Source organism: Alishewanella maricola (genome assembly GCF_016343785.1).
GTDB lineage: Bacteria > Pseudomonadota > Gammaproteobacteria > Enterobacterales > Alteromonadaceae > Alishewanella > Alishewanella maricola.
Genome location: NZ_JAEINI020000018.1, coordinates 26,228 through 38,832 on the forward strand (window position 1 = coordinate 26,228; position 12,605 = coordinate 38,832).

Sequence of the window (12,605 nt, forward strand, 5' to 3'; positions counted from 1 at the left end):
ACACAAGGTCGGTTTATTCCTCTTCCAATTCGATATTAATACCGAGCGAACGGATTTCTTTCATTAATACGTTGAAAGATTCTGGCATGCCAGGTTCCATTCTGTGGTCGCCGTCAACGATGTTTTTATACATCTTGGTACGACCGTTGACGTCATCAGACTTAACGGTAAGCATTTCTTGTAGGGTATAAGCCGCACCATATGCTTCTAATGCCCATACTTCCATCTCACCGAAGCGCTGACCACCGAACTGTGCCTTACCACCCAGCGGCTGCTGAGTAACCAGGCTGTAAGAGCCAGTAGAACGCGCGTGCATCTTATCATCAACCAAGTGGTTCAGTTTCAGCATGTACATGTAACCGACAGTAACCTTCCGTTCGAAAGTATTACCGGTACGACCATCATATAACGCGATTTGACCGCTGGCAGGTAAGTCACCTAACTCAAGTAATTGCTTGATTTCAGATTCTTTCGCACCATCGAATACTGGCGTAGCGACTGGCAGACCTTTGCGTAAGTTCTGAGCCAAACGACGCACTTCATCATCAGTGAAGCTTTCAATATCAACGTTCTGACGTGATTCACCTAAAGCATAAACCTTTTTCAGGAAGTCACGGATTTCCGCCGTTTCTTTCTGTTCTTTGATCATGCCGTCAATCTTGTCACCGATACCACGAGCGGCTAAGCCTAAGTGCGTTTCTAAGATCTGACCGATGTTCATCCGCGAAGGTACACCCAATGGGTTAAGTACGATATCAACCGGCTGACCTTTATCATCGTATGGCATATCTTCAACTGGCACGATAGTAGAGATTACACCCTTGTTACCGTGACGGCCGGCCATTTTATCACCTGGCTGGATACGACGTTTTACCGCAAGGTAAACTTTAACGATTTTCAGTACGCCTGGTGCTAAATCATCACCTTGAACAATCTTGCGACGCTTAGCTTCGAACTTCTTGTCGTACTCAACACGGATTTCTTCGTATTGCGTTGCTAATTGCTCAAGATCGTTCTGCTTATCTTCGTCACTTAAGCTTTGATTAAATAACGCATCACCTTTCAACGTATTCAGCTTGGCGCGATCTAAACCACTTTGCTCTAACAAGTTACGTGCACGGTCGAAGATACCTGCTTCAAGAATACGGAATTCTTCATTCAGATCTTTCTTCGCTTGTTTGACTTCCATCTCTTCGATTTCGCGAGCGCGTTTATCTTTTTCAACGCCGTCACGAGTAAAGACTTGGACATCAATAACCGTACCGGTCACTGAGTTTGGTACACGTAAAGACGTATCTTTAACGTCAGACGCTTTCTCACCAAAAATAGCACGAAGTAGTTTTTCTTCTGGTGTAAGTTGGCTCTCACCTTTCGGGGTAACTTTACCCACCAGAATGTCACCACCTTTCACTTCGGCGCCAATGTAAACAATACCGGCTTCGTCTAGTTTAGACAGCGCAGATTCGCCTACGTTAGGAATATCACCCGTGATTTCTTCAGGCCCAAGCTTAGTATCACGAGCAATACAGCTTAATTCCTGGATATGGATAGTGGTTAAACGATCTTCTTGTACTAATCGCTCAGATAACAAAATCGAATCTTCGAAGTTGTAACCGTTCCATGGCATGAAAGCCACGCGTAAGTTTTGGCCTAATGCAAGTTCGCCTAAATCAGTAGAAGGACCATCAGCCAAGACATCACCACGTTCAATTGGCTCACCGTGGTTGACACATGGACGTTGGTTAATACAAGTATTTTGGTTAGAACGGGTGTATTTGGTTAAGTTGTAGATATCGATACCGGCTTCGCCAGCAACCATTTCATCTTCATTAACCTTAATAACAATACGGCTGGCATCGACGTAATCGATAACACCACCACGTTTTGCTACCACAGTTACACCTGAGTCTTTCGCTACAACGCGCTCAATACCTGTACCTACTAACGGCTTATCAGCCCGTAAGGTAGGTACTGCTTGACGTTGCATGTTCGAACCCATCAATGCACGGTTAGCATCATCGTGCTCTAAGAACGGAATTAAGGCTGCTGCAACAGACACAATCTGTTGTGGTGCCACGTCCATATACTGCACTTCAGCTGAGGCCATTAACGTGAATTCGTTTTTAAAACGACACGGTACTAAAGCATCAACTAAACGGTTGTCTGCATCTAACTCAGCGTTGGCCTGAGCGATAACAAAGTTACCTTCTTCAATTGCAGATAAGAAATCGACTTCATCAGTCACAATACCGTTTTCAATACGACGGTAAGGGGTTTCTAAGAAACCATATTCGTTAGTTTGCGCAAAAATCGATAACGAGTTAATCAAACCGATGTTTGGACCTTCTGGCGTTTCGATTGGACATACCCGACCATAGTGCGTTGGGTGTACGTCACGAACTTCGAAACCAGCACGTTCACGTGTAAGACCGCCAGGGCCAAGTGCTGAAATACGACGTTTGTGCGTCACTTCTGACAATGGGTTGTTCTGATCCATAAATTGAGAAAGTTGGCTTGAACCAAAGAACTCTTTTACAGCAGCAGAAATAGGCTTAGCGTTAATTAAGTCTTGTGGCATAACCGCATCCAGATCGCCTAAAGACAGACGCTCTTTCACAGCACGCTCAACACGAACTAAACCAACACGGAATTGGTTTTCCGCCATTTCGCCAACAGAACGGATCCGACGGTTACCTAAGTGGTCGATGTCATCAACTTCGCCATTACCGTTACGGATATCAATTAAGACTTTCATTACCGCTAAAATATCTTCTTTGCTCAGTACACCGGTACCTGTGCCATCTTCGAAACCAACACGACGGTTGAATTTCATCCGACCGACTGTTGATAAGTCGTAACGATCTTCTGAGAAGAATAAATTTTCAAATAAAGTATCTGCAGCTTCGCGCGTTGGCGGTTCACCAGGACGCATCATCCGGTAAATTTCTACCAGGGCTTCCATCCGGTTGCTGCTAGGATCGATACGGATAGTTTCTGAGACATAAGAACCCTGATCCAAATCGTTGATGTATAAGGTTTCGAAACTTTCGTAGCCTGCTTTTGCTAGTTTTGCTAACAGCTCTAATGTGAGCTCTGCGTTCGCCTCGGCAATAATCTCTCCGGTTGAACGGTCAGCGTAATTTTTCGCTAGGACACGACCTACCACATATTCATGTGGTACTTCCATCATGGTCATACCGGTTTTTTCCAGCTGACGCACATGACGGGCAGTAATACGACGACCATGTTCTACGATCACTTCGCCATCGTTATCTTTAATATCAAATGCAGCTGTTTCACCGCGTAAACGGTTTGCTACTACTTCCATCAAAATTTTGCCGTCTTTAATATCAAAACGGGTATTTTCAAAGAAAGTGGCCAGAATTTCTTCTGTGCTCAGTTCAAGTGCACGTAATAGGATAGTCGCAGGTAATTTACGGCGACGATCGATACGCACGAACAAGTTATCTTTAGCGTCAAATTCAAAGTCTAACCATGAACCACGGTATGGGATCACGCGAGCATTATATAAGACTTTACCAGACGAGTGCGTCTTACCACGGTCGTGGTCGAAGAACACACCTGGACTACGGTGTAACTGAGAAACGATAACGCGCTCAGTACCATTAATAACAAAGGTACCATTTTCGGTCATCAACGGGATTTCACCCATATAGACTTCTTGTTCACGGATATCTTTGATTGTGCCTGGCGCTTCTTTGTCAAACAGCACCATCCGCAGCTTAACCCGTAAAGGTGCCGAATAGGTTACACCACGGATTTGACATTCTTTAACGTCAAAAACAGGTTCCCCGATACGGTAGCTAACATACTGCAATTCCGCACTGCCTGAATAGCTTTTGATTGGAAAAACAGAGCGGAAAGCGGCTTCTAAACCGTATCCACCTTCAGGATCTGGCTCGATAAATTTGCTGAATGATTCGATTTGAATCGACAACAGGTATGGCACATCCAATACTTCCGGACGTTTGCCGAAGTCCTTACGGATACGTTTCTTCTCAGAATAAGAGTAAGTCATGGGGTTCCTCAGCTTGCTGATTTTTTTCCCAACCACCTTATCGGTGGCTTATGTTACCAGACCTGGTAACAGCAGGGGTGGGGAAATCATTGTCCCACAGCGCAAAAAGGCCGGTGATTAATTCATCACCAGCCCGGCCTGAAATTCAGGCAGCTAATCTGGTATTAACCAGATTATTTGATTTCAACAGATGCACCAGCTTCTTCAAGATCTTTCTTGAGAGCTTCTGCTTCTGCTTTAGAAACGCCTTCTTTGATTGCAGCTGGAGCGCTTTCAACCAAGTCTTTCGCTTCTTTCAGGCCTAAACCTGTTGCGCCACGTACTGCTTTGATAACAGATACTTTGTTTGCGCCAACAGCAGCCAATACTACGTTGAATTCAGTTTGTTCTTCAACAGCGGCAGCTGGACCAGCTGCAACAGCTACTGCAGCAGCAGCAGAAACACCGAATTTTTCTTCCATTGCAGATACTAATTCAACAACTTCCATTACAGACATTGCTGCGATTGCATCTAAGATTTGATCTTTAGTCACTGACATTGCGCAGATTCCTAAATTATGGGCCTTGGCCCGAATTAAACTCTACAAAACCAAACGTATAATTACGCGGCTTGCTCTTGTTTTTGGTCGCGAACCGCGGCAATTGTACGTACAAGTTTGCCGGCAGCTGCCTCTTTCATGGTGCTCATCAAGCGTGCGATAGCTTCGTCGTATGTTGGTAACGATGCTAACACGTCGATGTTCACTGTGGTACCGTTGAAAGCTGCACCTTTAAGCTCGAAGTTTTTGTTTTCTTTCGCGAAATCTTTGAAGATACGCGCTGCAGCACCTGGGTGCTCTTTAGAAAACGCAACTAATGTCGGGCCTACGAATACATCTTTCAGACACTCAAATTCGGTGCCATCTACTGCGCGGCGAGCTAGGGTGTTACGGACCACTTTGACCCAAACACCAGCTTCACGTGCTTGCTTACGCAGAGCAGTGATTTTGCCTACAGTGACACCACGAGCGTCTGCGACTACCGCAGATAAAGCACCTTTGGCAGCTTCCTGGACTTCAGCAACAATTGCTTTTTTGTCATCAAGCTTTATAGCCATTGGCTCTTAACTCCTGGTTCATCCGGACTTTATGTCCGGTTTCCTACACAACGTTGACAATATGCCAACGCGCGATTTACGGTGAGACCAGAACGAATTTAATTCTTTCTGGGGCCTACACCGTCTGCGTAGGTTGTTTTTTTAAGTCACGCCTTTCAAAAGAAACTTGTGACACCTACGGTCTTGGACGGAAGCCAGTACTTCAATGAAGCCTGGCTTCTACCCTAAAAACGAGGGCGAGATTATAAATTAACCACGCCCTAGTGTAAAGCGCTTAGACAGTGGCGCTTAAAGATGCTTGGTTTAATGTTAAACCAGCACCGTGAGTAGAAGAAAGCGTTACTTTTTTGATGTAGATACCTTTAGCAACTGAAGGCTTAGCACGCTTCAGAGCAACCAGTAACGACTCTAAGTTTTCTTTCAACTTGTCAGCGTCAAAATCGATTTTACCGATAGTAGAATGGATAATACCATTCTTATCATTACGGTAACGGATTTGACCCGCTTTGGCGTTCTTAACTGCTTCAGCTACGTTTGGTGTAACTGTGCCAGTTTTCGGGTTAGGCATTAAACCACGAGGGCCTAAAATTTGACCTAACATACCGACAACACGCATAGCATCTGGAGACGCGATAACAACGTCAAAATCCATTACGCCTTTCTTAACTTGATCAGCTAAGTCTTCCATACCTACGATGTCAGCACCAGCGGCTTTAGCAGCTTCGGCGTTAGCACCTTGTGTAAATACGGCAACGCGAACAGTACGACCCGTACCGTGTGGCAACACTGTTGCACCACGAACGTTTTGATCAGACTTACGAGCGTCGATACCTAGGTTTACTGCAACGTCAACGCTCTCAAGGAACTTGCCGGCAGATAATTCTTTTAACAAAGCAACTGCTTCGTTGATGTCATATTCGCGAGTAGAATCTACTTTAGAGCGGATTAACTTAGCGCGTTTTGTTAATTTAGCCATCGATTAGCCCTCCACCACTAAGCCCATAGAACGAGCAGTACCTTCAATGGTACGCACCGCAGCAGCATGATCTGCAGCTGTTAAATCAGGTTGTTTGATCTTAACGATTTCATCAACCTGTGCAGCTGTAATCTTACCGACTTTCTGGGTATTAGGACGACCTGAACCACCTTTTAAACCGGCTGCTTTCAATAATAAGAAAGACGCTGGTGGGGTACGAGTTTCGAACGTGAAAGAACGATCGCTATATACTGTAATAACAACAGGAATTGGCATGCCTTTTTCAAGACTTTCTGTACGAGCGTTGAAGCCTTTACAGAATTCCATGATGTTAACACCGTGTTGACCTAACGCCGGACCAACTGGTGGTGACGGGTTTGCCATACCGGCTTTTACCTGCAATTTAATGAGTGCAGTGACTTTCTTTGCCATGTTTCACCTCTGTGATTGGGTCTTAGCCTCGTAAATGCGAGGACACTTACTCAAACGGCTTCCCATACGATAAAAAGGGCGCAGATTATATTTTAATCAACGCCCCGTTACAAGCTGTAAATTACGCTTTTTCGACTTGACCGAATTCTAACTCAACCGGAGTTGCACGACCAAAAATGAGTACCGAGACTTTCACGCGGCTCTTTTCATAGTCAACTTCTTCGACTACGCCGTTAAAGTCTGCGAAAGGTCCCTCTGTTACACGAACCACTTCACCGGCTTCAAACAAGGTTTTCGGCTTCGGCTTATCAATATTGTCTTGTAAGCGATTCAAAATGGTCAGTGCTTCTTTTTCAGAAATAGGTGCTGGACGGTCAGAAGTACCACCGATAAAACCCAGCACACGCGGCACACTTTTCACTAAGTGCCAAGCTTCTTCGCACATTTCCATTTGTACTAATACGTAACCAGGGAAAAACTTACGCTCAGATTTACGTTTCTGACCGGCACGCATTTCCACAACTTCTTCAGTGGGTACTAATACTTCACCAAACTTTTCTTCCATTTGATGAATTTTAATATGTTCACGTAGTGAGGTGGCAACTCGCTGTTCGAAACCTGAAAAGGCCTGCACTACATACCAACGCATTTTTCCTGCCATAAGTTAACCCCCTAGTCCGGTAAAGAAGGAGACGACGCGTAATAAAATAGCATCGAGGCCCCACAAAATAAGCCCCATAATAACAGTGGCAATAAGAACGATAATAGTGGTCTGCATGGTCTCTTGACGAGTTGGCCAAACCACTTTCCGGATTTCAGTACGTGACTCTTTGGCGAAATTAAGGAAAGTTTTGCCTTTGTAAGTCTGTGCAGCTACAAAGCCCGCAGCGGCAACTAATACAACAATGGCAATAGCCTTTTCCAGACTAGATAACTCGTAAAGATAATTACCAACCACGACTAATGATAGTATCACTAGTACTAACAACCATTTAACCAGATCTAATCCGCTTTTTGGGGTTTCGCTTGTTGCACTCATGCTTCACTCACTTAATAGGCTTACTTATGTTGTTCTCATAACAAACATAACAGCACGGACGGCATATCCGAGCTTGAAAATAGTGGCAGGGGCAGAGGGATTCGAACCCCCAACCATCGGTTTTGGAGACCGCTGTTCTACCAATTGGAACTATGCCCCTACAAAAACATAACGACGAAAATCACCTGTCGCTAAATAGCCGCTCATTATACTGTCTCAGCAGACTAAAACAAGCTTACAATGCAGCAGCTTGGCAATTCAGCAGGTTTTTTTAGCGACAAAAAAGGCCCCGTAGGGCCTTCTTTACATCAGTGCTAATTAAGCAATGATTTTTGATACTACGCCAGCACCTACTGTGCGGCCGCCTTCACGGATAGCGAAGCGTAGACCTTCGTCCATCGCGATTGGGCAAATCAGTTCAACAACAAACTTCAGGTTGTCGCCAGGCATAACCATTTCTACGCCTTCTGGTAATTCTACTGCACCCGTTACGTCTGTTGTACGGAAGTAGAACTGTGGACGGTAGCCTTTGAAGAATGGCGTGTGACGACCACCTTCTTCTTTTGACAATACGTACACTTCGCCTTCGAACTTAGTGTGTGGCTTGATTGAACCTGGCTTCGCTAATACTTGACCACGTTCTACGTCTTCACGCTTAGTACCACGTAATAAAGCACCGATGTTCTCGCCTGCACGACCTTCGTCTAACAGCTTACGGAACATTTCTACACCAGTACAAGTAGTCGCTACAGTGTCTTTGATACCAACGATTTCTACTGTCTCACCCACTTTGATGATACCTTGCTCTACACGGCCTGTTACTACAGTACCACGACCAGCAATTGAGAATACGTCTTCGATTGGCATGATGAATGGCTTATCAATCGCACGTACTGGCTCAGGGATATACGTATCTAACGCTTCGCCTAATTCCAGGATTTTCTTTTCCCACTCAGCATCGCCTTCCAGACCTTTTAAGGCTGAACCACGGATTACTGGTAAGTCATCACCTGGGAAGTCGTAGTCTGAAAGAAGCTCACGCACTTCCATTTCTACTAATTCTAATAACTCTTCGTCATCTACCATGTCACACTTGTTCATGAACACGATGATGTAAGGTACACCAACCTGACGTGATAACAGGATGTGCTCACGCGTTTGTGGCATTGGGCCGTCAGTCGCCGCTACTACCAGAATAGCACCGTCCATCTGTGCCGCACCAGTGATCATGTTTTTAACATAGTCAGCGTGACCTGGACAGTCTACGTGTGCATAGTGACGTGTTGGTGTATCGTATTCAACGTGTGACGTGTTGATAGTGATACCACGAGCTTTTTCTTCTGGTGCTTTATCGATTTGATCGAAAGCAAATGCCTGACCGCCGTATGTCTTTGCTAATACGTTAGTGATAGCAGCTGTCAGAGTAGTTTTACCGTGGTCAACGTGGCCGATAGTACCTACGTTTACGTGCGGTTTTACGCGTTCAAATTTAGCCTTAGCCATAAGTAACCCTTATTAAAACAAAACGGCGGAATAAAAAAATTAATTGTAAAGCGAACGAGGGAGGCATGCAAGATGGTGCTGATACCCAGAATCGAACTGGGGACCTCATCCTTACCAAGGATGCGCTCTACCGCCTGAGCTATATCAGCAACTTGTAACTGGAGCGGGCAGCGGGAATCGAACCCGCATCTTCAGCTTGGAAGGCTGAGGTAATAGCCATTATACGATGCCCGCGGCCTACTCGTAGCTATTCTTCTGACGAAGAATGGTGGAGGGGGAAGGATTCGAACCTTCGAAGGCAGTGCCGGCAGATTTACAGTCTGATCCCTTTGGCCACTCGGGAACCCCTCCACTAATGGTGCCGCTTATCCGAGTCGAACGGATGACCTACTGATTACAAGTCAGTTGCTCTACCAACTGAGCTAAAGCGGCACTACGTCAGTGGGTGCGAATTCTAGTAGAATGGTGGGGATGGCGCAACAAGAAAAACAGAAAAAAACATAAATTATTAGCTGAACGGCTAATTGTTGTGCGATCCCGCGTTTAAGTTGCAATATATCGCGCTATGCCGCGAAAAATCAGTAAAGGATCCAGTTGTACCGGCAAGTCAGACAGATATTGAGCCAACTTTGGTGAATCACCACCCGTGAGGAAGATAACGTCGGTTGGTTTTAACTGCCAACCAGCACGAATAGCACCACATAATGCTGCAAGAGCACCATTTTTAACGCAATCTTGTGTATTAACGCCTAAGATTAATTCCTGACTATCATCTGGAGTACTGCCTACTCTTGCCGTATTTTTTATTACCGCTTCTTGTTGCAAGCGAAGACCAGGAATAATCCAACCGCCTTGGTGTTGCTGTGACTTATCTAACCAATCAATAGTTAAAGCCGTACCGGCATCGACTATCATTAGATTTTTCGTCTGCAACAAGCTATCAGCGCCTAAAATGGCTAACCAACGATCAACCCCTAATCGCTCAGGTGTGGCATAACGATTAACCACGCCAAAAGCAGCTGTTTGGCTGACTAATCTGTACCAAGGCAAATGCGTTAAACCCAGTGTATGCTGTAACTGCTCAACATGTTCATCAAAACCCACGCAAGCAACGTATACAGCAATGAAGCGATAAGGTGCTATTGATTGCAGGTTTAAATCAGACAGTAGCGTAAACTTACCATTTTCATAAATTACGGCTTTTGTGCGTGAGTTACCAATATCTAACAGTAAATACATCAAGTCGCCGCTCTTAAACTAACTTCACCACCAAAGTAAGCGACAATTTGTCCCGCATGCTCTAACAAAATCGCCCCCTGATTATCAACCCCCTTGCAAACACCGGTTGCGCTTGCACTTCCTGATAAAGTCACTGTTTGCTGAGCGTATAAATTCAACTGATTGAAAGATTCCTGAAACGGTGCAAAACCTGTTTGCTGGAACTGTTTTAAGGCATAGGTTAAGGCACTTTGTAAATGCACGACTAATTCATTGCGATTAATAGCATGATCAGTCGCGGTAGCAAGATCAGCATAGGGTTGATCAATATGCTGCAAAGCTTGTAGTGGTAATTGCACGTTAATACCAATCCCTATTACTACATGGCAAGCGCCATCAGCCTGCCCCACTAATTCAACTAATATTCCAGCCACTTTTCGATTATCGATGTAGATATCGTTTGGCCATTTCATCTTGGTCGAGATCTGATAATGACGTTGTAAAACCTGACATAAGGCACAACCAGCAACAATACTTAAACCCATAGCAGCTTGGATACCCTGCTCAAGCTTCCAGTAATAACTAAAATATAAATTACTGCCAAAAGGTGAATACCAGCTACGCCCGCGTCGTCCACGTCCTGCCGTTTGTGCTTCAGCCACAATGACACTGGCGCTGGCAAGGTCTTTATTACTTTGTAAGGCCTGCATCAACTGTAAGTTAGTAGAGTCAGTGATATGCTGGACTAATACCGGCGCACTTTGAGCAGGTTGAAGTTGGCGGATAATGGCCGCATCGAGCAAGACAATAGGTTTGGTTAAAGCATAGCCTTTACCTTTCACTTTATATATGTCTAAACCGACCAACTCTAACTCTGCGATGTAATTCGCAATTGCCGTACGACTGATGCCAAAATGATTGGCAAGTACCTGACCGGAATGAAATTTACCATCAGCTAATACGCTGAGTAATTGCCGCTGTACTTGTAGATTAGCTTTTGACATAAGCTATGCCATCTTTATTTAACATTCGAACTTCAGGCTCAAGCAAAATAGCATAGCGATCTTTAACTTTACCGATAATCATATTTACTAACGTTAATAATGCCTCTGCCGTTCCATTACCAAAGTTAACCAATACTAACGGCTGACGCTCATAACAACCGATATCCTGCAAACGATAACCCTTAAATCCTAATTGATCGATCAACCAAGCTGCTGGCACTTTGACGTTATCGGCGACAATATAACCTGGGATCTTTGGAAATTGCTGCTGAAGTGAACGATAGGCACCCAATGAAATTATAGGATTCTTAAAAAAGCTGCCACAATTAGCCAACTTTGTATAATCAGGTAACTTACTCTGTCTTGTAGCAATGACTTGGGCGTATATTTCTTGTAAGGATGCGCTATCAGATACGGTATCTAAACCCGCATAATTAAGAACACGTTTCGGTTTTTTCTGTAGGGTAATACCGACGGCGATAACCAATCCTTTACTAGTTAAACTTTGTTTAAATAGACTGTCACGATAACCAAATTGACACTCAGCTGCCGAGAACCGATGTACGGCTTGATCAGCCCACGAGTAAAAATCGACATAATCACAGATATCCGCAAATTCAACACCATAAGCACCAATGTTTTGGATAGGTGCTGCACCAACAGATCCTGGTATTAATGCCAGATTCTCGATACCCCATAGCTCTGAATTCACTGCCCAACTGACTAATTGGTGCCAATTGTGACCCGCTTCTACATGAAGATTTACAGTATCAAGCGTCTCATTCAATATCGTTCGTTGAGACGAAGTAAAACGTAATATAGGACGTGATTGCTCAGTTAGAAAAATAGTATTGCTGCCCTCGCCTAAAATAATAGGAGCAGAATCGATGTTAATCGTATTGAGTTCGTTAACATCTTGCACCTCTATTACTTGCTGCAACGATGTTTTTAAACGAAATGTAGAGTAAGCCTCAGCAGCTTGATTCTGTAAGAAAAGCATAGCAAACACCGATAAACCGAATGCGGCAATTCTAAAGGTGCTACTGGGTAAGCGCAAACATAAACTAGAATAAATATACCGTGTATAGCATGGTTATCTTATGTTGATCGTTGCAGCAATGCGTGGCATAGCTTTATCAATCTTACTGCAAGTGCGATTTGATTGTGGCTAGTGACGCGGCAGCACTTATCAAGCGTTAAGATACAAAGGTATACACGGTGAGTTTTGAGCATGATGGTGACGTCCCGTTAAAAATCTGTCTAACGGCGTACTTCGTTACTCGGAACAATTCGAGCTA

The 12,605-nt window shown here is 44.5% G+C and carries 11 protein-coding genes and 5 tRNA genes; all 16 read right to left on the bottom strand.

What is annotated here, in order from left to right:
- Positions 1 to 13 precede the first annotated feature (13 nt).
- Positions 14 to 4,039, bottom strand: coding sequence for a DNA-directed RNA polymerase subunit beta (rpoB, locus tag JAO78_RS15835; protein ID WP_226752338.1), 4,026 nt, complete (start codon positions 4,037 to 4,039; stop codon positions 14 to 16).
- A gap of 173 nt (positions 4,040 to 4,212) precedes the next feature.
- The gene (gene rplL, locus JAO78_RS15840; protein ID WP_226752339.1) at positions 4,213 to 4,578 is read right to left on the bottom strand and encodes a 50S ribosomal protein L7/L12; all 366 of its coding nucleotides are present in this window, start codon (positions 4,576 to 4,578) and stop codon (positions 4,213 to 4,215) included.
- A gap of 62 nt (positions 4,579 to 4,640) precedes the next feature.
- Positions 4,641 to 5,135, bottom strand: coding sequence for a 50S ribosomal protein L10 (gene rplJ / locus JAO78_RS15845; RefSeq protein ID WP_226752340.1), 495 nt, complete (start codon positions 5,133 to 5,135; stop codon positions 4,641 to 4,643).
- A 274-nt stretch (positions 5,136 to 5,409) separates the two neighbouring features.
- Entirely contained in the window at positions 5,410 to 6,111 is a 702-nt protein-coding gene (gene rplA, locus JAO78_RS15850) for a 50S ribosomal protein L1 (protein WP_226752341.1), read from the bottom strand.
- A gap of 3 nt (positions 6,112 to 6,114) precedes the next feature.
- Positions 6,115 to 6,543, bottom strand: a complete 429-nt coding sequence (rplK, locus tag JAO78_RS15855) for a 50S ribosomal protein L11 (RefSeq protein ID WP_027672427.1) — start codon at positions 6,541 to 6,543, stop codon at positions 6,115 to 6,117.
- A gap of 121 nt (positions 6,544 to 6,664) precedes the next feature.
- Positions 6,665 to 7,204: a transcription termination/antitermination protein NusG gene (nusG, locus tag JAO78_RS15860; protein ID WP_226752342.1), complete on the bottom strand. Its 540-nt coding sequence runs from the start codon at positions 7,202 to 7,204 to the stop codon at positions 6,665 to 6,667.
- A gap of 3 nt (positions 7,205 to 7,207) precedes the next feature.
- Positions 7,208 to 7,582, bottom strand: coding sequence for a preprotein translocase subunit SecE (gene secE / locus JAO78_RS15865; protein ID WP_226752343.1), 375 nt, complete (start codon positions 7,580 to 7,582; stop codon positions 7,208 to 7,210).
- Positions 7,583 to 7,665: 83 nt separating this feature from the next.
- Positions 7,666 to 7,742: transfer RNA gene (locus JAO78_RS15870), tRNA-Trp, on the bottom strand.
- A gap of 158 nt (positions 7,743 to 7,900) precedes the next feature.
- Positions 7,901 to 9,085, bottom strand: coding sequence for an elongation factor Tu (tuf, locus tag JAO78_RS15875; protein ID WP_097113087.1), 1,185 nt, complete (start codon positions 9,083 to 9,085; stop codon positions 7,901 to 7,903).
- Positions 9,086 to 9,158: 73 nt separating this feature from the next.
- Positions 9,159 to 9,234 (bottom strand) — tRNA-Thr (locus tag JAO78_RS15880).
- A gap of 10 nt (positions 9,235 to 9,244) precedes the next feature.
- Positions 9,245 to 9,319 (bottom strand) — tRNA-Gly (locus JAO78_RS15885).
- A 32-nt stretch (positions 9,320 to 9,351) separates the two neighbouring features.
- Positions 9,352 to 9,436 (bottom strand) — tRNA-Tyr (locus JAO78_RS15890).
- A 5-nt stretch (positions 9,437 to 9,441) separates the two neighbouring features.
- A tRNA-Thr gene (locus JAO78_RS15895) sits at positions 9,442 to 9,517 on the bottom strand.
- Positions 9,518 to 9,628: 111 nt separating this feature from the next.
- Positions 9,629 to 10,324, bottom strand: a complete 696-nt coding sequence (locus JAO78_RS15900; RefSeq protein ID WP_226752344.1) for a type III pantothenate kinase — start codon at positions 10,322 to 10,324, stop codon at positions 9,629 to 9,631.
- Entirely contained in the window at positions 10,324 to 11,307 is a 984-nt protein-coding gene (gene birA / locus JAO78_RS15905) for a bifunctional biotin--[acetyl-CoA-carboxylase] ligase/biotin operon repressor BirA (RefSeq protein ID WP_226752345.1), read from the bottom strand. Before birA ends, JAO78_RS15900 begins: the two co-directional genes overlap by 1 nt.
- The gene (murB, locus tag JAO78_RS15910; RefSeq protein ID WP_226752346.1) at positions 11,294 to 12,307 is read right to left on the bottom strand and encodes a UDP-N-acetylmuramate dehydrogenase; all 1,014 of its coding nucleotides are present in this window, start codon (positions 12,305 to 12,307) and stop codon (positions 11,294 to 11,296) included. Before murB ends, birA begins: the two co-directional genes overlap by 14 nt.
- Between the last annotated feature and the right edge of the window lie 298 nt (positions 12,308 to 12,605).